The following is a 23013-nucleotide window of genomic DNA, read 5'->3' as shown; positions in this document are numbered from 1 at the left end:
CATTCGTCAATAGGGAGATTGAAAGATGGAATTAGAATTCTTAGGGACCGGATCCGGTCAGCCATCAAAATTTCGAAATGTTGCCAGTGTCGCCCTTCGCTTGCTAGATGAGCGAAATGCCGTCTGGCTCTTTGACGTGGGTGAAGCAACCCAGCATCAGATATTAAAGACAACGATTCGACCACGGAAAATCGAAAAAATCTTTATTTCTCACCTACATGGGGACCATATTTTTGGGTTGCCTGGTTTACTTTCTTCCCGTTCGTTTCAAGGAGCAGACCGGAATGAACCCTTGACCATTTATGGCCCTAAGGGTCTTCGTTCCTTTATTTCTGCTGCCTTACGTGTTTCTGAAACGCACCTCTCTTACCCCATTCACTACGTGGAAATTGAAGAAGGGGTCATCTTTGAAGACGAAACTTTCAAAGTTATTGCGGCACCGTTGCGGCACCGCATGGAATCGTGGGGATTTCGTGTGGAAGAAAAACCCCATCAAGGCGAGTTACTGATTAATAAAGTCAAGGCGGATAAGATTCCCGCTGGTCCGGTCTATGGACAGTTGAAAGCCGGTGAAACGGTTCAGTTAGCAGATGGTCGGGTGGTGAATGGGAAGGACTACTTGGGGCCTGAACAACCCGGTCGAGTGATTACCATTATTTTTGACACCATGCCCTCAGACAGTGAATTGGCATTAGCCAAGGGGGCTGACGTTCTCGTTCATGAAGCAACCTATGGCATGTCCAAGGAAGAAAGTAAAATGGCCCGGGCCCACGGGCACTCAACCTCAAGAGACGCTGCCAACCTCGCGGTGAAGGCCGGTGCAAAGAAACTTGTCTTAACGCATATTTCAGCTCGCTACATCGGCCCGCTTCTGCAACGTTTTATTGGGGATGTTCACCACGTGTTTGGTCAGGTGTACGTTGCGCGGGACCTTGATGTGATTGACGTGCCATTTGAAAAGGAGCAGCATGACTAGAGAGTGGCAGGTGCTGGCGCAGCCAGACGAAAAAAAACGCCAACAATTACAAGAAAAATTAGGATTAACTCCAGTTACGGCTGGTTTTTTGGTTCAAAAAGGAATTGACACGGTCGAAAAAGCGAAGGCTTTTTTGCACCCGGCTTTTTCCCAACTACATGATCCTGCCGAGTTTTACCAAATGGATCAAGCCGTTTCGCGTATCCAGGAGGCTGTTTTTTCGGGAGAGACCATTTTAGTTTATGGCGATTATGATGTGGATGGTCTGACCGCTACGACCATCATGACGGAGGCGCTAGTTTCTCTCGGTGCTGACGTCGTTCCCTACATTCCGAACCGGTTTACGGATGGCTACGGGCCCAATCAGGCAACTTACGAACGGTTAATTGATAAAACGGGTGCTAGCTTAATTATCACGGTGGATAATGGTGTTTCTGGTAAAGAACCGATTGCCTGGGCGAAGGAACAAGGGGTTGACGTGGTGGTCACCGATCACCACGCCTTACCAGAGGAACTACCAGATGCCGTTGCCGTGATTCATCCACGGCACCCGGAGGGTCAGTATCCCTTTGGTGACTTATCTGGCGCAGGGGTCGCTTTCAAAGTCGCCCAGGCCGTCTTGCAAGACGGTATGCCAGCCGAAAGCCTAGCGGATTTGCCAACTGAATTTTTTGACCTAGTGGCCATGGGGGCAATCGCCGATGTGGTGTCATTGACTGATGAAAACCGTGCCTTTGTCATTTGGGGATTGAAGGAAATTGAAACAAATCCACGACCAGGCTTAAAGGCCCTCTTGAAGTCTGCTAAACAGGCCAATGGCGCAGCAGTTCTCTCAGAAACCGTTGGGTTTAAAATTGCGCCACGGCTTAACGCTGTGGGGCGTTTAGGGGATGGCTTTCTAGGCATGAAATTGCTGCAGACAAAGGATGAGTCTGAGGCAAAAGCCCTGGCCAAACAGATTGAAGAACTAAATGATCAACGAAGAGAATTAGCCGATCGTGTTTTTGACGAAGCAAAGAGCCAGGCCGAACAACCTGAAATGGCAAACCAACCGGTGTTGCTGATTGCTGGTGAAGACTGGCACCAAGGCGTATTGGGCATTGCTGCCGCACGCCTGACAGAGCTATTTGCCAAGCCAGTGGTGGTGATGACTAAGGTTGATGGCGTTTATAAGGGGTCTGGTCGTTCGTACGGTGACTTTGATTTGCATGCTTTTTTGGCAGCGTTTGCTGATGATTATGCTTCCTTTGGTGGTCATGCAGGGGCATTAGGAATTGCGATTGCAGAGGATAAGCTCACCGAGGTTCGACAAAAGATTAAGCAGGCGGGGGCTGACTTGCGTTTTGAAGAGGCGCCATTGCCAATCAACCTTGTCATGGAACCCAGCCTGTTAACCAAAAACTTTTACGATGATTTGGTTTTGCTAGAACCGTTTGGTCAAGGCAATTCACAGCCCGTGATTGGCTTGAAAAACGTACCCTTAACAGGGGTGCAAGCCTTAGGATCTGAAAAAAAGCACCTAAAGTTAGCCTTTAATGGGGGCCGTGGTCCCGTGGAGGCCTTGGCTTTTAATCGTCCTAAACTCGTGGCGCAGGCAACTGGTGTAAAACGTGCAACGATGGCGGGGACCGTTGGTTTGAATCATTTTGCTGGTCGAACAAGGCTACAATTAATGCTTGAAGATGTGACCTTTGAAGAGCAAAAAGCTGAGTCTGAACCGGCTGTCGTACCCAAAAGAGCAGCTGTTAATAATCGGGCTAAGACGACTTTTAACGCGACAAAAGCGGATTTTACTCGCATCTATAAGTATTTGTATGGACATCAAGAGGAAAACTTGGTCGAAGGTCTTGATCAGGTCCTGATTGATGTGACCATGCAGGAAAAAGAATTTAAATTAATGATTCAGGTCTTTTTGGACCTCGGTTTTGTTAAAATGGAGACGGGCCGGATTCTTTGCGTGAAGCAAGAGGGGAAACGGTCGCTGTCTGAATCGCTTACTTACCAACGTTATTTTGCCGGTTAAACCGGTATGAGGAATTCTAATGACTAAGATTGATTTGCACGATTATGTGGCTTCTGTTAAGGATTATCCTGAAGAGGGTGTCACTTTTCGTGATATTTCGCCCCTGATGGGCAATGGCCAGGCTTATAAAGAAGCCATTGACCAAATTGTTGACTTTGCAAAAGATTTAAACGTCGATTTAATTGCTGGACCTGAATCACGTGGCTTTATTGTTGGTTCACCACTTGCTTACGCTTTGGGGGTTGGATTCGTTCCTGCACGTAAGGTTGGTAAGCTGCCACGAAAGGCCGTTTCAGCTTCTTATACGTTGGAATATGGTGGTGTAAACGAGCTAGAGATCCATGAAGATGCCATTAAACCAGGGCAGCGTGTTTTAATTGTGGATGACTTGCTGGCTACTGGTGGCACAATCAATGCCACTCGTAAGATTGTTGAAGAGCTCGGTGGCGTTGTGGCTGGTGTTGCTTTCATTATTGAATTAGAAGCCTTGCACGGGCGTGAAAAAATCATGGAAGCCGGTCAAGTACCTTTCTTGGCTTTGATGGAATACTAAATCCTGTAAAGTCACAGGGAGGGGAGTCTTGATGACTTTAGCAATTACAATTATCATTGTGTTAAACACCCTGTTTGCCTTAATTACTGTTTTTAGAGAACCACGGGATATTGCGGCAACCTGGGCATGGATTTTGGTTTTGACCCTAATTCCTGTTTTCGGATTTGTGCTCTATTCGTTTGCCGGTCGAAAACTACCTGCGAGACGATTGTTTGCTTATCAGGGACAAGATGCTAGTGAAATGCTTCGTCGCATCCGTCAACTAGTTAGTGAAGGACCTGGTCCGTCAGTTGATGAAGAGGTGGCCAAGTTGCCACGGTCAGCCCAATCATTGGTGACACTCTTCCAACGAATTAACCAGACACCACTGGCGACGAATAATGAAGTGCAGGTAATGACTTCAGGTCAGGATTTTTTCGAACGGTTGAAGCGTTCATTACGTCAGGCACAAGAAAGTATCAATCTTGAATTTTATACCTTTTACTCAGATGAGCTAGGGCATGAAATTCGTGATATTCTGATTGAACGGGCGACGGCCGGTGTTCAAGTTCACGTGCTCTATGACTCACTTGGTTCAGCTGGAACAACGGCCAGATTTTTTGCACCCTTGCGGGCAGCCGGTGGGCATGCCGTTCCTTTCTTAAAACGTCGCTTCAACCTAATTAACTTTCAGTTGAACTTTCGAGATCACCGGAAGATTGTGGTTGTCGATGGTCGAGTGGGCTTTGTCGGTGGCTTTAACATTGGCGACCAGTATTTGGGTCGTAAGAAGAAGTTTGGTCACTGGCGTGACACCCACCTAAAGATCAAAGGGTCAGGGGTCTATTACCTGCAGGCGCATTTTCTGCTTGACTGGAATGCCTCGGCTTTAAAAAAGCCAATGAATGTATTGGATGAACAGTACTTTCCATCGTTGCCTAAGGAACGCCCAGGCAAAACGAATTTGCAAATTGTCACTTCGGGTCCTGATTCAGATGATGAACAAATTAAGATGGGTTATATCCGATTAATCCAATTGGCCAAAAAGCGTTGCTGGATTCAAACGCCCTATTTGATTCCGGATGATTCAACGATTGATGCCTTGCGAATTGCAGCTAATTCAGGGGTTGATGTTCGAATCATGGTTCCTTGCATGCCTGATCACATGTTTGTCTACCGAGCAACGCAGTACTTTGCTTCTCAGCTAGCCAAGGACGGGATTAAAGTCTATTACTACCAGAATGGTTTCTTGCACGCGAAGACAATGGTGGTGGATGACCAACTATCGTCGGTTGGTTCCGCTAACTTCGATTTTCGTTCTTTCAAGCTCAATTTTGAAGTGAATGCCTTCTTGTATGATGAAGGTATCGCCAAAGAATTAGCCGCTGTCTACGAAAAGGACATTCTCCAATCATCTGAACAGACGGTTGAAAGTTTTGAAGAACAAAGCCGTTGGTTGCGCTTCAAACAAGTTGCCTCACGACTGTTGGCACCAATCCTATAGATCAATAAAAAAAGCCCATGTGGGCTTTTTTTATTGGGCAAAATAGAGGGCGTCTTGGTAATCATCGAATGGTTGGTAGTGTTTATTTAACCGTTTGTCCTTCGTCAGTTGGGCCTTGGCCCAAAACGATTGGGAATTTGTATAGGGACCAGGTTCACCGATTACAATGAGGGTAAAAGGTAGTGCTGATTGTCGAAGAGCTTGTAAAATAGACCAATCACCCGCATTGCCATTTGGCCACCATGCCATTAAGAAAACGGGCAGAGAATCTTTTTTCCCCTGTTGAACCGCTTGTATCTCGTTCATGACCCAGTCAAGTGCATCCAATTGTTCTACGGTGGTCCATGGTTCTGCCTGTTCAATGTCTTGTCCAACCCAATCCAAAGAATCCACAGCGACTGCGTGAGCACCAGCCGCTAGCAGACTCGCACTCAGTGCAGCGTTACCGGCTGCTAGTTCGACAAGTGGACGGCCAGCCAACCAGTCAGCAAGGTCTTGCACAAGGGCCTGATTTGGTAAGAACCATAGTCCGTATTCCTTAATCATGGTTTCGCGTAGTCCACCGAATACCTGGTCTAAGGGTAGCAGGCTGGGGTCACGCATCAATTGTTTTTCTGAATAGAGAAGGGGAGGTAGCGGTGAGGCCGGAAGCCGTTGATTGGCCAGGTGAACGAGCGCCTGTGAAACGGCTTCGATTTGTGCTAGCTGCTTTGGCCTTTCCTGGTAGCGTGTTGTTAAATGATTTAATTCGTTTACCGTTAACAATTCGAACCTCCCGCAGTATGCAACGATTTTTGGTAAAGTAGAAACAGAGTTTATGACTAGGAGTTAGTATATCATGACAAATTTTAATTTAACCCATTCGAGTTGGGATCGGGCGATTCAACCGCTATTACCGGAAGGCTATCAAGAAGATGTCGAGCGTTTCTTAGCTAAAGTCTATGGGGAAACAAGCCCAACATATCCAGCACGTGACCGAGTATTTTATGCTTATCAAAAAACAGCCCTTTCCCAGACAAAAGTCATTATTTTAGGGCAAGATCCCTATCATCAACCTGGCCAAGCACAGGGACTGGCTTTCTCTGTTCCGGATGGCATGCAAACGCCGCCGTCATTACGAAATATCTTACAGGAATTGGCAGACGATCTGGGTCAAGCCCGTTCACACCAAGATTTAACACCCTGGACAGAAGAGGGGGTCATGCTTTTGAACGCTGTTTTGACAGTTAAAGAGGGGCAAGCCAATGCCCACCAGGGCATTATCTGGGAACGGTTAACCGATGCCACCATCGAAGCTGCTTCAAATGACGATTCGCCCAAAGTTTTCATTTTGTGGGGAGGTTTTGCACGTAAAAAAGCACGGCTCATTGATCAATCAAAACACTTGATTATTCAATCGGCTCATCCAAGTCCTTTGTCAGCTTACCGCGGTTTTTTTGGCTCAAAACCGTTTTCCCGCAGCAACGACTTTTTAAAAAAGTCTTATCTTTCGCCAATTAATTGGTTGAAGTAGCTTCATAGCAGTGGACTTTGCTATAATTTAGACAGTAAAAACGTTAGAGGAGTAGTTAACATGGCCCTATTTGATGAATTAAAAGAGAAGATTCAAGACGAAAAGATTCGTTTAGTCTTTCCAGAAGGAGAGGACGCCCGCATTCAAGGGGCTGTCATTCGCTTAGCAGAAGAACAGTTGGTTGAACCGATTTTATTGGGTGACACAGCTGCCATTAATGAAAGTGCGGAAGCTTCCGGCTACAAGCTAGACAAAGTCCAAATCATCGATCCAGCAAAGCAGTCACCAAAGGAACATGAAGCCATGGTGATGGCGCTGGTTGACCGACGTAACGGCAAAACTGATGCTGAAACAGCTGCTAAATGGTTAAAGGACGTCAACTATTTCGGCACGATGATGGTGCAGATGGGCTTGGCCGATGGAATGGTTTCCGGAGCCGTTCATCCTACCGGTGATACGGTTCGGCCAGCCTTGCAATTGATTAAAACGGCAGCAGGATCGAAGCGAATTTCGGGGGCCTTCTTCTTACAAAAAGGCGATCAGCGTTACGTCTTTGCGGATTGTGCGATTAACATTGAACTCGATGCACCAACGATGGCACAGGTTGCCATCCAGTCTGCTCGTACCGCGAAAGCCTTTGGTGTTGACCCTAAAATTGCCATGCTATCCTTTTCAACAAAGGGTTCGGCAAAGGGTGAAATGGTCGATAAAGTCGTTGCAGCAACCCAATTGGCGAAGGAAATGGCCCCTGAATTAGCAGAGGTCATTGATGGTGAATTGCAGTTTGATGCCGCGCTTGTTCCGTCTGTGGCTGCAGCAAAGGCGCCTGGATCAAAGGTTGCCGGTCAAGCCAATGTCTTTGTTTTCCCAAGCCTTGAAGCGGGAAACATTGGCTATAAGATTGCGCAACGTTTGGGTGGTTTTGAAGCCATGGGTCCCATTTTGCAAGGGTTGGCCAAGCCAGTTTCTGACTTGTCTCGTGGTTGTTCAGAAGAGGATGTTTATAAGGTGGCCATCATTACGGCCATTCAGGTTCAAAATCAGAATTAAGACTGATTGAATCATGGAGGACGACATGAATTTCTTTCTGAATGAAGGCTTTCGGTCAGTTAATTCTGGCGTTGAACATGCCGAACGTTATCGTTTGGCAATCTTTGATGAACTGAAAGAAGAAAGTCGTCTTGTGTTGACAGAATTACTACCCAAGCTACCAAAAGACTTGGAGCAGTGGCAAATTCCCGTTAATAAAGTCATTAACCTCTTTGATTTTTTGATGGCGGATTCGCCAGACGACTATTTAAAACATGGTCTTGCTGTGGATGACCTGGTTGAATTTGAAGAGACGGTCTTATTAGATGATTCGGGGATGCGTCGCCTTGTTAATGAGCAAGCAATGGCGGGGTATCAAATTAAAAGGCGAAAAGATTGTTTTCCAGATGACACGAATCAGCAAACAGTAGTACGAGATGCCCACGTTGAATTAACGAGGGGCTGTCGCCGACTATCTTGGTCGTATCAAAAGGAAGGTCATCATCTGAAGATGACGGCGATTCATTTGGAAAATTTTTGGGGTAAAAATAAATACTTCCAGAATTTTGAGCAATTACTGGCCTTTTTTATGGCCGCCATTCAAGACTGTTTTGGTGCGAGTCGTTATTTTATTGACCGTGGGCTGGCCTATCATGAGTATTTTGTTAATCATGAAAAGCAGTACGAAAACGATTATCTGGCAACGGTGATCCATGCTAATCATCGAGTAGCAATGGCCGGGGACCGGCCAATATTCAACCAATTTTATCAGTATCCCATTCAACATTTAGACGTTTATGATGCTCTGATTTGTTCAACATTCTTGCAGGCACATGACCTAAAAGAGGATTTGCAACAAACTGGAGCAAATGAAGCATCGCTTAATAAAATCTTGACACTCCCCGTTGCTTTTTGCTTACCTAGTAGGCAACAGCAACAGCAACAGAAAGGGCAAATTGATACTGCTAAAGGAGAAACCCTTCATTTGGTCACGGCTTCTCGTTTGCACCAGGAGAAGCACTTGGATGAACTGCTGCTGGCGCTTCCTCGGCTAAAGGAGGCTGGACTGGCCGTGACGTTGACCATTTTTGGTGAGGGCCCTGAAAAAGCCACGCTTCAGGATTTAGTGAGGGATGAGGAATTGGAAGACCAAGTGACTTTTGCTGGCTGGTCTAGACAATTAACGGACGATTTAGCTAGTTTTGATCTGTATCTCTCTACCTCTTATTCCGAGGGCTTTGGATTGACTTATTTGGAATCCCTGGGGCAGGGTCTTCCGCTCGTTTCCTATGCAAACCGTTATGGTGCCGAAGAATTGATTCAAGATGGTCAAAACGGTTTGTTAGTTCCCTTTATTAAGGGAAAGGAACCGGCTGTTCGGAAACGAAACGCCAAGCAATTGGCAGCAGCCGTTTTACAAGCGGCTGATCGGTTGAATGAGTTGACTGCCCATAGCCGGGAATCAATTAAAGCTTATGACCTGACGTCCGTTGCGTCGACATGGCAAACGTTGTTGGAGGACTGGCATGAAGGCTGAATTAATTAAATCGCTTGATCAGCGTAATGAACCGGCTGTGGCTTGGCAAATTGAACAAGTTCGGTTGGGAAAAGCGGATTGTTTGTTGATTTATACGCCCCATGAGGATGCCGTTGCCATTGTGACTGCTCTTGGATTAAAAGTTGAACAGGTGATTGATTTGGCTAGTCAGGCTATTCTGGCTGCAGAAGCAACGGGAAAGGGTCAGTTTCTTTTTGACTACCCCGTTCCCAACCAAGGACGTATTGAAGCAGGCCCAAATGGGACAATCCGTTTCGAATCGGCAGGCTTTGAAATCGCGCAAGTAATCCTCTATTCAGATAGTCCTTACTCGATTCAATCAATCACCTGGTTGACAACAGGGGGACAAGCAAGCCGGAAAACCATTTATCAACGGAACGGTCGGTTATTTGCACAACAATACTATAGCCAGGGAAGGTTGCTGCAATCAGACTTTTACTTTGGTCATCACGAACCATTCCTCTCGAACTTTTATCAGAATGGTCAAAACGACTTAACCGTTGTCAAAGACCAAAAGTATCCGCACTATGATGCCGTTGTATCGGCGTACTTGGAAAAGCATTTTGCCGGTACTCTGGTTGAAACGACGGATGATTCGCTGTTAAATTTGTCGCCGGCAGTTACCCACCGGACGAGTTAGAAGTTATTTATTTTGAAAAAATGAGTAGTCCAAAAACGTGTGAAAGAAGGACGAACGTGTCATTAATTATTATGCCAAATTGGTCTGATCATTTTCAGGCCAGCCAAGATGAAAAAGAAGTTAAAGCAGTTATTGATCAGTTGAAAAACGTGGCTGATCCTTTTTTGCTACTATCAACTTATTTGCCAAAATGGCGAAGCTACAGTCGTCAACTTGGCCTAGATGACTTACCTAGTTGGTCGGTTTTTGATGCCCTACAACGTGTTCATTTAACGGTAAAAAAACCAATGCAACTCGATAATCTGAGTTGGCCAAAGGGAGCACAATTCATTCGTATGTTCGATCGAGTGGTGGTGTTGGTCAACTTGTCGCATTATGCCAGCGTCTTTTTCACTTACCCAAAGGCTAACCAGATTGACCGAATCGATCGTTACGCGAAGGGGCAACTGATTCAACAGTTGACGGTGGACGACCGGGGCTTTATTTCCCGTGTGCTTGACTATCAAGAAGGGGTCTTGGTTAAAGCCTCCTACCTCTCCCAATCAGGGGCCGTCGTGGCGGAGGAAGATTACCAGAGCGGTCAGGTTCAAGCACTCCTACCCGATGGTCGTGTGGCAAACTATGACGAGATGCAAGATTTGTTAGTCGAACTCATGGCTGCTTACTTGCAGTCTGATAAAGTCCGTCAGCTGTTGGTCGTTGACTCGCCGGATAATCGGGCAGTGGCCGAAAAAGTCCAGATGGAGCACCTCTTTGTTTGGCTGGGGCAAGTCAAGAAAGAGGAACTTGTGGAGGCTGAACAGTTTTGGTCAGGAAAAGCCAAGCTCCTCCTTGGTCAGCGTAACGTTGGGCAAGAAACGCTGGGTGAGTTGTTGCCACCATACTCGGTTGTTGTGGCCAATCAGCAAGCACAGCGGAAAAACCAAACCCTCTTGTACTTTCAACTGGCGCAAATGACGGAAGAAAAACAACATTCTTTGCTCGCTCAGGTACTGCCCTTCATTTTGGCTGATGAGAATCGAACGGCTGTTTTTGAGGCGGGAAACAAGGCGGCTTTGACGAAACAATTAGCTGATGGGGTGAAGGAATTGGCTTCCGATTCCGAAAAAAGTCTTGAAGAGTGGTTGGCCCACTTTGTTTTTTTGCCAGCCCAACGAAAAGAAAAGCGACGGGAGCACTTATTAACGGCTTGTTTGTACGCTGATTTGGCTGAAAAGCCGGATTTGGCGATCATTGCCGAAGCGGTGGGACTGGGTGTGCAGGTTGCAACAACAGTTGTCACTGCCTATACGCCGGAAGAGGAGCAATCGGTCATCCCGCTTGATCAATTAGAAGATTTTTTGGCGAAAAAGGTCCAGAATCAGGAAACATTGAGTACTGACCAGGAACGCTCTTTGCAAGAATGTTTGTCTGAGCCAGAGCAAATGAAAAATTGGCAAGAACGCCTGGTGATCAAGGCGACAGAAGCCAAGTAGGGGAAGAATCATGGCAAAACAAATCGCCATTTTACAAATTGGCGCAACGGATTGGACAGAACAAGTTAAAGATGAACCTGTCGACTGGACCTTTTGTCAAGGCATTGATTTACCGGTTTTATTGGCGCGCCAAGAACAGCCCAAAAAACTAGAAGCCGATTACGTCCTGTTAACGGATCCTACTTTGGATTCCGTGATTTTAGCGCGGCAAATTCGTGACTGGCCGGCTTATCGGGTCATCTACCTTGGTGATTTTTCAAGTTTTTCACCCGTTGTGCAGCAGGCCTTAGCTGACCGGGGTGCCTTTTATTTTGAAGAACAAACTGCTGAATCGGTTGTTAATCGCATTTTAAGCGATCTCTTTAAGGGGCAGGTTGGTTTTGCTAGTCGTTTTTCGGAGAAGCAGTTTATACCGGAAAACAATTGGGCCTGGCACTGGCAGCGAGCGGGTCGTTTTGATACTAGGGTTAGTGGCGACTTTGGGGATGATTTTCAACAAATTGGTACGCTAAAAACTTTTCAAACGGACTTTCAGGCGGGTCAAGAGAATTTAATTTATGCGGATTACAGCACAACGGGCACTGCCGAACTGGCGCTTGCCTTTGTTTTCTACCAAAACGGTGGTTTGCAGCAATTAAAGCTCTTTCAAAATCCTGATATTAGACAGATGCCAATGGTTCGTGCTCCAAAACAGTATCTGGATTACCAGATACTCGTGTTGGCTAAGGGAAACGGTGAACTAACGTTACGCAATCTTCATCAACGAAAGTCACGTCACGGTCTGGGCTATTTTTTGCCTGGTAGTGAACGATTATTGACTGAGGACAACCAAGAGGTGAACTGCTACTTTAATCCGGGGACGAAGAAGGGACCGTTAGTCGTTGCCTTTGCCGGCGCTCGTTTGCATGTTGAAGGCTTTGAAATGATGGGCCAACTTGATCATCTTGGTTACCCATACTTACTCTTCACGGATACGCGGGCAGCTGGCGGGGCCTTTATGGTTGGGAGTCAGGCTTTTGAAAACTTGGTGATTGCTCGGATTAACGAAGCGCAGATGACTTTGAAACAGGAAGCAGTCGATACCATCTTTGTTGGCTACTCAATGGGTTCATATCCCGCGATGTATTATGCTGGTCGCTGTCAAAGTCAGCACATCGTCATTGCCAAGCCGATTATCAATATCGGACGCTTTACGCAAAACGGGGCTCTTGCTCATCAGGGCGAAAACTACGACTGGCCTTTAGATGTTCGCCAAGTGTTGACTGGTCGATTGGATTTGCAAGATAGCCAGCAATTGGATGAGAAGCTTTGGTCCTCTTTGGCTAACGTTGATTGGCCGAAGGCCCGCGTCGATTTGTTTACCATGCTGGCTGATGAGTATGATGGTGGGTCACTAGGGGAATTACTGACTTACTTCAATGAGCGTGGGGCGAAGATTCGGCATCAGGAAGTGCCGGGTCACCATGATGAAAAAATTAAGGAAATGCTGACTTTCATCGAAGAAGCCATTCAAAAACAAGGGCAAGAGGAGCGGGGGTTGTTCTACTAATGCAATATCAAATTTATTGGACACCTCAAACTCAGCTTGACGAGTTGCAGGGGGCGGTCCTTGACTTTAAAAAAGAAGATGAAGTCACGTACAAGAATGATTTTTTGCCCTCGGGTCAACGAATTGTTTCTTGGACGGATTCGGACAATTACTTTCAAAACAAACGAATTGGTCAATTACCACAGTTGGTGGCTGGCAAGTCCTATCGCTCGCGACTCTTTGTGACAAATTCAGACCGGATGCACGCCTATTTATCATGGGTTTTTTACGATGAAAAAAAGCAGGTAATTCAAAAACACTACCAAAACGTCTTTGAAGAAACGTTTACCGTACCAGAAGGCTATGCCAGCTACCGAGTGGCGTTGCTTTCAGCAGGAACGGGTCAATTTGCCTTTCACAAAATTACTGTGAGTCCAGTGGTCGATGGTGAGTTGGTCTCAGGGGACCAACAAGTCAATGATCATCTGGTGGCCTATCGCCAACAGCCTTCTCAGTTGACATCAAAAACACTGCGCGTCATTTTGGCAGAACCACGTTACCAATTGATGGATTTACCAATTCAAGCTGTGCAGCCATCACCACAAGCAGTTCTTTTTTTGACTATTGATTTTTTGAAGAGTGCTGAATATTTTGATGAAGCGGTGATTCCTTTTCTTCAGGAACAACGTAAGGCAGTGAAAGCGAAGGGATTTGAATTTGTTGGCTACGGACCCATCTCGACTTTTGCTGCTTTGAAGTACAGGGAAGCCATGAAGGAGGAGGCAACGGTTGTCATTCCGGAAAGCAATGACTTGGTGTTGCCTGCTGGTTATGATCGCCACCATCCTGCGCTCCAGACTTTTCTACAAGCGTTGCCTGATCAGATTCAAGCACTGCAAAAAGAAAGCGATGTTCGGTTAAAGAAACCGTCTCTTGGTCCCAACCCGTCGAGCCTGCAGGCAGTCGGTGGGCAAGAAGAACTCCTACGCTCCTTAACTTATCTCGATTGGCCCGTTGATAAGAAAAAGGTTAAGCAAGTGAAGAAGGAGAAGAAGCAGCAGGAGGCCCGACGTAAAAAGTCGCCGGACCATCCAAGTGTTGACACAAAGCCGCTGCCATCTGCACCTGGTAAAGAGGCTGCTAAACAAAAGGAAGAACACCAGCATGGTGAGCGAAAGCGGCAACTGGTCAAAGCTAGCCATGGCGAGCACGAAAAGCGTAATTCTTCACAGATGCTCCAAGACTTTTTCACTAAAAATCGTCATTAAAAAAAGACATCCGTTTGGATGTCTTTTTGATATGGCATTAGAAGTAGGCCTTCATGAAGAGATCAATGGCCAAGGCAATGGCTGCCAGCGAAATCGCAATTTTAAGAATCTTTTCGGGAATGATTTTGACGATGTGTGGGCCAATCCAGCCCCCGATGAAGAGGCCAATGCCCATTGGAATAACGAGACTCCAATAGATATGAGAAGAAAAAATGTAAATGATGGTCGCAATTAAGTTGGCGCCACCCAGTGATAAGTTCTTCAGGGCGTTGTATGAAGCAAAGGGCATGGTCGTCGTGGCGGAAAGAATAGCTAAAAGAAGCACACCACCTGCTGCGCCAAAATAACCACAATACATTCCAACCAAGAGAATACCAATGGAAACAAAGGTCCGATACACAGGGTGTGAGCTATCGTTTTCAATGGAGTCTTCACGAGTTAGGTTTGTTTCCGCGTTCTTTGATTTATTGACCTGAGACATGAGAAGGAGTCCGGCGACCAGAACAAAGAAGGGAACGGCTTTTTCAAAAGTTGCCGCTGGCGCCGATAAAAGGAGCCAAGCACCGATAACGGAACCGGCAAGCGTGAAGGGTAAAATCTTAATCAGTTCCTTCTTATGTTCGCCCAAGTCCTTCCGTGAGGACACCGTGGCGCCCAGCCCAGTCATTACCAAGGCAGCCGTGTTCGTAACGTTGGCAAAAAGTGGTGGAATGCCAACTGCCAGCAGTGCCGGATAGGAAACCAAGGATGCCAGTCCAGCCGTTGTTGATACAATGCCGGCTAAAATACCCATTGGAAGAAGAAAGATAAAGTGCTGCCAATAATCACTCATAATGCTAACGATACCTCTTTTTAATCAGATTCATTCAAGATAAAAGCTCTAAATAACAGCTTCTAGTATAGTCTTGATTGGAAAGAGACGCAAGCAGCACAAAGCACTTGTTAACTTTTATTAAAAGATGTTAATTTTATAAATCTAGCATTTATGGGAGGTGTGGGGGTCATGGCGTTTAACGGTAAGAAAACGGTGAAAATAAAAAACGTTCACTACTGGTTTATTCAGTAGTGAACGGCAAAGTGGCTATGATGGCCATGTTGATCAGAAAACGTTTGGTTAATCCAAGTTGAGCTTAGCCAAAGCCGATTGGTAGGTTGCCAGATACAAGTCAAGGGACGTGTTTTCGTCAATGTTCATTTTGGTGGTACCGGCATCTTCAGCGTCACTCTTAGCCAGTTCCATGGATGTGTCCGTGAATGATTTGGTAATCATCATTGCTAGCTCATGGGCTCGTTGTTCTTTTGAAAGCATGTTGCATCTCCTTTTAACTGATTAGTCATAAAATGCTAGTGAGTAAAGGATAACAAAAGGAAGCAGCTGTTGCATAGGTTAAGAAAAAAGAATATTAAAAAAGCGTCTAGAACGTTGTTTTACCAAAGTCCTAGACGCTTTTTCTGTTTCATATTCAAAATATCTTGATGCCGCTGACAGGAATCGAACCTGCACGGAGAAATCTCCATACCGACCTGAACGGTACGCGTCTGCCAGTTCCGCCACAGCGGCATGAAACATACACTATTATATCGTTTGCCTGAAGAACTGACAAGGAAAATTTTAATTAAACGTGATGGGAATGAAAATGGAGGCAGGCAGCCACAAAATAAAAAAGTCGAGATATGATACATATTGGTCCGCGCGGTGTCTGTGCAGCACCTTTGGGGCATTATATAATGGTGGTAACAATATAAAGGAGACTAGCCATGAGCCACCGACCACCAAACAGTTTTTCCCGCCTGAAAGGTGCACCTGACTTTAAAACCAGCAAACCTGAATATCTCGCCCTGATTATCTTTTATTTAGTTGCTGGATTGATTTTGCTTTTTGCCACCTTCTTTGATCGTGAGGTTAGTTCGACCATCATGAATCGCTCCTCCATCGTGGGCTGGTTCTTTCAAAATTACGGAACGAGAGGGCCGAATATTGTTCTTTTTGTTTGTTTTCAAACTATCGCCTGGGTCACTTATTTTGCAAGAAACCGGGGTGCGCTCCGTTTGGTTTTAACGACCTTTTTCTTGATTTTAGCCATGAACCAATTGTTACTCAGTTTGAATGGTTATTTTGCCTATACGCTGGCCGTTTTATTGAATGGTGAAGTGAAGCAAGTGGCCAATCCTGGTGTGAGTCAGTTAATCTGGTCATTGCTCATTACTTTTGGCTTGTCCATTATCTTTTACCGGTATATCGATAACCGTACAGAAGAAGAGCGGCAGTACTTATTACGGGCAGCCGTTATGGGGATTGCCTTAGTCTTCGTTGTCAGTCTAATCATTGGTGATTTAAAATTGCACTGGGGCCGTTACCGCCCTTTCCAAATGGATGCTGACATGGGTCGTTTTACTCCTTGGTACCATCCGAATGGTTCGAACGGGCACTATTCCTTTCCATCAGGACACACCACGTCGGGTTGGTTACTCCTTTATCTACCGTTTCTGCTGCCCCGCAGTTGGCGGACAGCCCAGAAGTATTTGGTCATCCTAACTGTCACCATTGCGATTTTAACTGCACTTAGTCGTGTGCGCTACGGTGCTCATTGGTTATCGGATGTTACAGCCGCCAGTATCATTGTTTTTTCAACCATTTTTCTCTTTTCAAGGGTTTTGGAAGCTCATTTTGTGGAAGACCAACCTTCTGACGGTTGGCAGATTCGCAAAAGAGAGTCATAAAATAAAAAATCCCCCTTTCCAAGACGAATCATCTTTCTCCTTAAATCGCTAGTAATACTTAACGAACTTTGTTACAATGTATAAGATTTTTAAATTTTAAGGAGAAGACACAATGTCAGGACATAGTAAATGGCATAACATTCAAGGTCGTAAAAACGCCCAAGATGCTAAGCGTGGAAAGATTTTCCAAAAGCTTGCGCACGACTTATATGTTGCAGCAAAGGCTGGCGGTGCTGATCCCGAAATGAACGCTTCACTCCGTTTGGTAGTTGATAAGGCCAAGGCCGCTAACATGCCAAAGGATAACATCCAACGTGCTTTGGATAAGGCTTCCGGTGCCGGTGGCGCAAAGTTCGAAGAAGTAACCTATGAAGGTTACGGTACTGCTGGTGTGGCCGTTTTGGTGGAAGCTTCAACGGACAACATTAACCGAACAGTTTCATCTGTTCGTAACTCATTCAAGCACTTTGGTGGTTCACTTGGAACTTCTGGTTCTGTTGCCTTCCAGTTCGATCGCAAGGGTTACTTTGCCATCGATCGTGAGGCAAATCCTGATTTGGATGAAGACACGATTTTGGAAGCCGCTTTGGAAGCGGGGGCAGAAGACGTGCAAACGTCAGACGAAGCCTTCGAAATCTACACTGCTCCATCTGATTTCCAAGCTGTTGAAGCTGCTTTGACTGAAGCGGGTTACGATTTGGCTGAAGCCGAAGTAACGATGATTGCTCAAAACCCAATGAGTATTTCAGACGAAGACCGTGAAAAGTTGGATAAGCTGGTCGATGAATTAGAAGATAACGAGGATGTTTTGGCTGTTTATACAACGGCTGAATAATCTGAAAAAAGTCGCAAAGTCAGGTTTCTGACAATGCGACTTTTTACTTTGCTTATTTTTTAGTGGCTGCGATGGTTTCGTCGACTAGAGAAACTAAGCGCTCTTTATCCTTTGGCGAAGGGTAGAGGTTAATCCGGACGAGGTCGGCAACCCGTTTGGCACCGGTCTTTTTCATTTGGTTGTCGAACTTGTCTAAGGCGAGGCAGTAGTAGCCTTCATAAAAGGTGTCGCCGGATCCGGCAATACCGTAAGTTAACCCAGGAAGTTCAACGTCGGCTAAATCATCGAAGTAGTCAAGGCCTTCGTCAGGTAGGGAGCCTTCATCATAAGTATAGGGAACTAAAAAGGCTAGATCGTAATCAGCCAATTCTTCTGGTTCTGTTTGTGAAATTTCGCTTTTCTTAACTTGAACGTTTCGTTCTTCTAGGATGGAAATGATGTTATCTGCCACCGCTTCATTATTACCTGTAATGGTGGCAAAGATAACTTGTGCCTTTAAATTTGTTTCTGCCATGGTGGCCTCCTGAAGCATCGTTTTTATCCATTATACTAGAAAAGTATGTCGGAACCTGAAAAATCGGTTACCTGTCTGGTATTTTACCTGTAGCTGGCATATAATGGTCACAAATACTTGGAGGAAAGAACATGGCATTATCAAAAGAACAGGTAGCAGCCTTACAAAACGTTTATGATCACGGGATTTTGGATCACGATGACAAGGCTCGCCAAGCACTTGCCCAGGTTTTAGAGGATAATAAGTAATTTCTTGTAACTTGTCGTAAAGTGTGCAATAATAAGAACAATAAATTGCTGATGGGGATAACCTCACTTGTTGATGTTAGCAAAGAGAGCCGACGGTTGGTGTGAGTCGGTCTAACGGCAGGTACTGGACTACCTCGGAATGGCGGAGAAGTAAGGATTGAAACTTCGCCCGGGTGACACCGTTAAACGTTTCTTGAGTCTGAGTTTTGCTCAGAGAAATGGGTGGTACCACGGTTTAGCGTCCCTTCGTGTTTTTAAAGCACGGAGGGGCGCTTTTCGTTTAGCACCTAAACGATAACGGTTCACGTCAGCAAGAGAGAAAAGAAAGAAGGTAGTAAAATGGCAGAAATTACACTAACCTTTCCTGATGGGGCGCAAAAGTCCTTTGAAGAAGGTGTTAAGCCAATTGAAGTTGCTGAATCAATTGCAAAGTCATTGGCGAAGAAGTCTGTATCTGGAAAGTTAAATGGGGCATACGTCGGGATGAATGATCCAATGACCACCTCTGGTGACTTTGCCTTGATTACCAAGTCGGATGAGGAAGGGTTGCAAATTCTTCGTCATTCTACCGCTCACTTGCTGGCACAAGCATTGCGCCGGATGCCAAAGTTTGCTGATATGCACTTTGGTGTTGGACCAGCCATTGAAAACGGCTTTTACTACGACACTGACAATGGTGCCGGTAAGCAAGTGTCCGTTGATGACTTTCCTGAAATTGAAGCCATGATGAAGAAGATTGTCAAAGAGGATTTGCCAATCTTGTCTCACCAGGTGTCAAAGGAAGGGGCCTTGGACATGTTCAAGGACGATCCATACAAGGTGGAGTTGATTAACGACTTGCCTGATGGTGAAAAGATTACCGTTGCCGTTCAGGGTGAACATGTTGAATTGGACAAGGGTGGCTTGGTTCCATCAACCGGTTGGATCAAGCATTTTAAGTTGGTTTCTGTTGCTGGTTCATACTGGCGCGGTGATTCTGACAAGGCCGTGATGCAACGTATTTACGGAACAGCTTTCTGGACGGCTGAAGCGCTTGAGGAAGACTTGCAACGTCGTGCGGAAGCTAAGGAACGTGACCACCGAAACATTGGTCGCGACTTGGACCTCTTCTTTACGAGTCAAAAAGTCGGCTCTGGTTTGCCCGTCTGGTTGCCAAATGGTGCAACCATCCGTCGCCAAATCGAGCGTTACATCGTTGACAAGGAATTGGCCAACGATTACTTGCACGTTTATACGCCAGTTTTGTCAAACTTGAACCTGTACAAGACTTCTGGTCACTGGGACCACTACCGTGAAGACATGTTCCCACCAATGGACATGGGCGATGGCGAATTCCTCGAATTGCGACCAATGAACTGTCCTTCACACATTGCAGTTTACCAGCATAAGCCACGTTCATACCGTGACTTGCCAATGCGTGTGGCCGAATTGGGCATGATGCACCGTTACGAAAAGTCCGGTGCCTTGACAGGTTTGTCCCGTGTTCGTGAAATGACGTTGAACGACGGCCACACTTTCGTTGCCCAAGAGCAATTGGAAGAGGAATTTAAGTCCATTTTGGCCATGATGATGGAAGTCTACGATGACTTTAACATCACGGACTACCGTTTCCGTTTGTCATATCGTGATCCTGAGAATACGCAAAAGTATTTTGACGATGATGAGATGTGGGAAAAGTCCCAAGCGCAGTTGAAGCGGGCCATGGATGACATGGGCTTGGATTACTTCGAAGCGCCAGGGGAAGCTGCCTTCTACGGTCCTAAGTTGGATGTCCAGACGAAGACGGCCCTCGGTGGGGAAGAAACTTTGTCAACAATTCAATTGGACTTCTTGTTGCCAGAACGGTTCAACTTGACTTATGTTGGCGAAGACGGCCAAGATAACCACCGTCCAGTAATGCTCCACCGTGGAATCGTTGGAACGATGGAACGGTTTACGGCTTACTTGATTGAAATGTACAAGGGGGCTTTCCCAACTTGGTTAGCGCCAATGCAAGTGCAGATCATTCCAGTTAACGTCGAAGCGCACGGTGCCTATGCCAAGAAGATTCAACAAGACTTGGCCAAGGCTGGCTTGCGTGCCAACATTGACAACCGATCAGCTAAGATGGGTTACTTGATTCGTGATGCCCAAACGAAGAAGATTCCGTACACGCTTGTGCTGGGAGACCAGGAACAAGAAAACGGTACGGTAACGGTTCGTCGTTACGGTCATCAAGAAACCGAGTCAATGCCTGCAGAAGCCTTTAAGTCATTGATTGAAAAGGACGTGGCCCGTTATTCACGTCCAGACGAAAACGCATAAGTTTAAATGAATAGAAGGAAGACACCTAAACGTTTGGGTGTCTTCTTGCTATGTTTGAAAGGAAGTACGATGTCACAAGAAAATACGCACATCGAGGAACAACAGCTCTCGAAGGGGTTGCAAAACCGCCACGTACAGTTGATTGCCATTGGTGGAACAATTGGAACCGGACTCTTCATGGGTGCTGGTAACTCGATTCACTTTGCCGGCCCTGGTATCTTAGCCGTCTATGCCATCATCGGTGCCATGATGTTTATCATGATGCGTGCCATGGGCGAGATGCTCTATCAAGATCCCTCGCAGCCAACTTTTATCGCTTACATGACGAAATACCTTGGTAACCGGGTGGGCTTCTTTGCTCGCTGGTCCTACTGGTTAACGATGATTTTCTTTGGAATGGCTGAATTGACGGCCATTGGAAAATACGTGCAGTTCTGGTTTCCAAGTATGCCGGAATGGTTGATTCAAATCATTTTCTTGGTTGCTTTGACTGGGGTAAACTTGATTGCCGTTGCCCTCTTCGGTGAAATGGAATTTTGGTTCTCAATGATTAAAGTCATTGCCATCCTGGCGTTGATTGTTACTGGTTTGATGATGGCCTTTGGTCATTTCCAAACACCAGTCGGCACTGTTTCATTTGGGAACGTCTTTAACCACTTTAGTTTGGTGCCAAATGGTTGGGGAAACTTTATTAACTCTTTCCAGATGGTGATGTTTGCCTTCGTTGGAATGGAATTTATTGGAATGACGGTTGCTGAAACGAAGGATCCACGTAAGATTTTGCCAAAGGCAATCAACCAGATTCCTTTCCGTGTTCTGTTTTTCTACCTGGGTGCGCTCTTTGTCATTATGACGATTTACCCATGGAAGCAGATTCCAGCACACCAATCACCATTTGTCATGGTCTTTGAATTGGTTGGCTTGAAGGGTGCCGCTGCTATCATCAACTTTGTTGTGTTGACGGCCGCTGCTTCATCATTCAACTCCATTCTTTTCTCGACTTCACGTAACTTCTACTCACTGGCCAAGGAATCACGGGCTAAGTTCTTGCAACCATTTACGAAGTTGTCTTCACGTGGCTTGCCAGCAAAGGCCTTGCTCTTCTCATCATTGATTTCCGTTTCATCTGCTGTCATTTCATCAATTCCAGCCATTAACGATGCCTTTGTCTTCGTTACGTCGGCAGCAACGGACCTCTTCTTGATGATCTATATCATGATTCTCTGGGCTTACTGGGAGTACCGCAAGTCCTCAAGTTACATGCCTAACGGATTCTTGTTAAAGGCACCGAAGTTCTTTGTGCCATTGGCAGTCATTTTCTTTGTCTTTGTCTATGTCACACTCTTCTTCAACGATTCTTCCGTCGTTCCTGCCATTGGTGCAACGGTCTGGTTGGTGGTCTTTGGAATTGTTTCCTACTTCCAGCCAAAGAAGGCTGTCTCAGAAGAATAATTTTCTTTTCGTTTAATGCCCGTCACGTATACTAATTAAAAATTAGAATTGGAGACCGTGAATGTCCTTTTTGATCAACTTTATCTTGCATATTGATGACCATATAGCCAGTTTAGTTCAGCATTTTGGTGCTTGGACTTACTTGATTCTTTTTGCCATTATTTTGGTTGAAACGGGGGCCGTTGTGCTACCGTTCTTGCCTGGTGATTCCCTGCTGTTTGCGGCTGGGGCGATTTCAATGACCCCCGCTGGTCAAGCGGCTGGGTTGAATCATTGGATTTTCATGATTGTCTTCTTTATCGCGGCAGTTGCCGGTGATACAACGAATTACTTCATTGCTCGTGAGGGGGGACGGGCGCTTTTGCAGCGCAGGCCTTTCTCTTCACTGGTGAAGCCAAAGAACATTGAAGAGGCGGATGCCTTCTTCAAGAAGCACGGTGGGGCAGCCATCATCATGGGACGTTACATTCCCATTATTCGAACGTTTATGCCCTTTGTGGCTGGTCTTTCGGCCTTCTCGTTCCGACGCTTCATGGAATACACACTCTTGGCCGCCTTTTCTTGGTCGTTTTTGATGACCGGAGCGGGTGCGCTCTTTGGTAACATTCCCTTCGTTGCCAACCACTTCTCGGCGATTATTCTTGGGATTGTCTTCGTGACTTTGTTACCATCCATCATTGCGGTGGTTAAGTCCTTGCTAGGCAAGAAAAAGAAGTAAGTGCACGACATGAATGAAAGACCCACCATCTGCTCAGGATGGTGGGTCTTTTTTGTTGAAGGGGCTCTTTGTCTAGCAAAAAGTCGGTCAGTCAGTTATAATTAACGCAAGTCCTAATGATTCGTTGAATGAGAAAGGACTCACCAGAGCGTTTGTGTCATCTGCGGCTCTGTAA

At 45.9% G+C, this 23013-nt stretch carries 20 protein-coding genes and 1 tRNA gene; 16 read left to right on the top strand and 5 right to left on the bottom strand.

What is annotated here, in order from left to right:
- Positions 1 to 25: 25 nt before the first annotated feature.
- Genes rnz through cls form a run of 4 tightly spaced genes read left to right on the top strand, consistent with a single transcriptional unit; the run spans position 26 to position 5035 of the window.
- Positions 26 to 976, top strand: a complete 951-nt coding sequence (gene rnz, locus IV71_RS00600) for a ribonuclease Z (RefSeq protein WP_010691541.1) — start codon at positions 26 to 28, stop codon at positions 974 to 976.
- Complete coding sequence (gene recJ, locus IV71_RS00595; protein WP_010691540.1) at positions 969 to 2999, top strand: single-stranded-DNA-specific exonuclease RecJ; 2031 nt, start codon at positions 969 to 971, stop codon at positions 2997 to 2999. Before rnz ends, recJ begins: the two co-directional genes overlap by 8 nt.
- A gap of 19 nt (positions 3000 to 3018) precedes the next feature.
- A complete protein-coding gene (locus tag IV71_RS00590; protein ID WP_010691539.1) occupies positions 3019 to 3552 on the top strand; it encodes an adenine phosphoribosyltransferase in 534 nt (177 codons plus the stop codon).
- A gap of 31 nt (positions 3553 to 3583) precedes the next feature.
- On the top strand, positions 3584 to 5035 hold the full coding sequence (cls, locus tag IV71_RS00585; protein ID WP_010691538.1) for a cardiolipin synthase: 1452 nt from the start codon (positions 3584 to 3586) through the stop codon (positions 5033 to 5035).
- A gap of 30 nt (positions 5036 to 5065) precedes the next feature.
- Here the strand turns inward: cls and IV71_RS00580 are convergent, their stop codons facing one another.
- Positions 5066 to 5800 (bottom strand): hypothetical protein, encoded by a 735-nt coding sequence (locus IV71_RS00580; protein WP_056994984.1) that lies wholly within the window; start codon positions 5798 to 5800, stop codon positions 5066 to 5068.
- 73 nt (positions 5801 to 5873) lie between these two features.
- Between IV71_RS00580 and IV71_RS00575 the strand changes: the two genes are divergently transcribed.
- From IV71_RS00575 to asp3, 7 genes are read left to right on the top strand one after another with little or no spacing between them, the layout of a single operon-like run.
- Positions 5874 to 6548 (top strand): uracil-DNA glycosylase, encoded by a 675-nt coding sequence (locus tag IV71_RS00575; RefSeq protein ID WP_010691536.1) that lies wholly within the window; start codon positions 5874 to 5876, stop codon positions 6546 to 6548.
- Positions 6549 to 6608: 60 nt separating this feature from the next.
- The gene (gene pta, locus IV71_RS00570; RefSeq protein WP_010691535.1) at positions 6609 to 7598 is read left to right on the top strand and encodes a phosphate acetyltransferase; all 990 of its coding nucleotides are present in this window, start codon (positions 6609 to 6611) and stop codon (positions 7596 to 7598) included.
- Between the two features lie 25 nt (positions 7599 to 7623).
- On the top strand, positions 7624 to 9114 hold the full coding sequence (locus IV71_RS00565; protein WP_010691534.1) for a glycosyltransferase: 1491 nt from the start codon (positions 7624 to 7626) through the stop codon (positions 9112 to 9114).
- Positions 9104 to 9775 (top strand): hypothetical protein, encoded by a 672-nt coding sequence (locus IV71_RS00560; protein WP_010691533.1) that lies wholly within the window; start codon positions 9104 to 9106, stop codon positions 9773 to 9775. Before IV71_RS00565 ends, IV71_RS00560 begins: the two co-directional genes overlap by 11 nt.
- A gap of 56 nt (positions 9776 to 9831) precedes the next feature.
- Entirely contained in the window at positions 9832 to 11250 is a 1419-nt protein-coding gene (gene asp1 / locus IV71_RS00555; RefSeq protein WP_059360730.1) for an accessory Sec system glycosyltransferase Asp1, read from the top strand.
- A 10-nt stretch (positions 11251 to 11260) separates the two neighbouring features.
- Entirely contained in the window at positions 11261 to 12799 is a 1539-nt protein-coding gene (gene asp2 / locus IV71_RS00550; protein WP_010691531.1) for an accessory Sec system protein Asp2, read from the top strand.
- On the top strand, positions 12799 to 14046 hold the full coding sequence (gene asp3, locus IV71_RS00545) for an accessory Sec system protein Asp3 (protein WP_010691530.1): 1248 nt from the start codon (positions 12799 to 12801) through the stop codon (positions 14044 to 14046). The genes asp2 and asp3 overlap by 1 nt, the downstream gene beginning before the upstream one ends.
- A gap of 37 nt (positions 14047 to 14083) precedes the next feature.
- On the opposite strand, the gene IV71_RS00540 is transcribed toward asp3, so the two are convergent.
- From IV71_RS00540 to IV71_RS00530, 3 genes are all read right to left on the bottom strand, one after another.
- The gene (locus IV71_RS00540) at positions 14084 to 14878 is read right to left on the bottom strand and encodes a sulfite exporter TauE/SafE family protein (protein ID WP_010691529.1); all 795 of its coding nucleotides are present in this window, start codon (positions 14876 to 14878) and stop codon (positions 14084 to 14086) included.
- A 282-nt stretch (positions 14879 to 15160) separates the two neighbouring features.
- On the bottom strand, positions 15161 to 15355 hold the full coding sequence (locus IV71_RS00535; protein WP_010691528.1) for a hypothetical protein: 195 nt from the start codon (positions 15353 to 15355) through the stop codon (positions 15161 to 15163).
- Positions 15356 to 15523: 168 nt separating this feature from the next.
- Positions 15524 to 15607: transfer RNA gene (locus tag IV71_RS00530), tRNA-Leu, on the bottom strand.
- 197 nt (positions 15608 to 15804) lie between these two features.
- Here IV71_RS00530 and IV71_RS00525 point away from each other — a divergent pair.
- Positions 15805 to 16767, top strand: coding sequence for a phosphatase PAP2 family protein (locus IV71_RS00525; RefSeq protein ID WP_010691527.1), 963 nt, complete (start codon positions 15805 to 15807; stop codon positions 16765 to 16767).
- A 112-nt stretch (positions 16768 to 16879) separates the two neighbouring features.
- On the top strand, positions 16880 to 17602 hold the full coding sequence (locus IV71_RS00520; RefSeq protein WP_010691526.1) for a YebC/PmpR family DNA-binding transcriptional regulator: 723 nt from the start codon (positions 16880 to 16882) through the stop codon (positions 17600 to 17602).
- 52 nt (positions 17603 to 17654) lie between these two features.
- On the opposite strand, the gene IV71_RS00515 is transcribed toward IV71_RS00520, so the two are convergent.
- Entirely contained in the window at positions 17655 to 18116 is a 462-nt protein-coding gene (locus IV71_RS00515; RefSeq protein WP_010691525.1) for a flavodoxin domain-containing protein, read from the bottom strand.
- Positions 18117 to 18703: 587 nt separating this feature from the next.
- Here IV71_RS00515 and thrS point away from each other — a divergent pair.
- The 3 genes from thrS to IV71_RS00500 all read left to right on the top strand — a co-directional run bounded on the left by thrS (position 18704) and on the right by IV71_RS00500 (position 22838).
- Positions 18704 to 20668: a threonine--tRNA ligase gene (gene thrS / locus IV71_RS00510; RefSeq protein ID WP_010691523.1), complete on the top strand. Its 1965-nt coding sequence runs from the start codon at positions 18704 to 18706 to the stop codon at positions 20666 to 20668.
- Between the two features lie 69 nt (positions 20669 to 20737).
- Positions 20738 to 22120 carry an amino acid permease gene (locus tag IV71_RS00505; RefSeq protein ID WP_010691522.1) on the top strand — a complete coding sequence of 461 codons (1383 nt, stop codon included), beginning with the start codon at positions 20738 to 20740 and terminating at the stop codon, positions 22118 to 22120.
- Positions 22121 to 22181: 61 nt separating this feature from the next.
- Positions 22182 to 22838 (top strand): VTT domain-containing protein, encoded by a 657-nt coding sequence (locus IV71_RS00500; protein ID WP_010691521.1) that lies wholly within the window; start codon positions 22182 to 22184, stop codon positions 22836 to 22838.
- The last annotated feature ends 175 nt before the right edge of the window (positions 22839 to 23013 follow it).

Source organism: Fructobacillus fructosus KCTC 3544, from assembly GCF_001438695.1.
Classification (GTDB): domain Bacteria; phylum Bacillota; class Bacilli; order Lactobacillales; family Lactobacillaceae; genus Fructobacillus; species Fructobacillus fructosus.
Note: the sequence above shows the minus strand (reverse complement) of the source record. Positions and strands in the feature narration are given on the sequence as shown.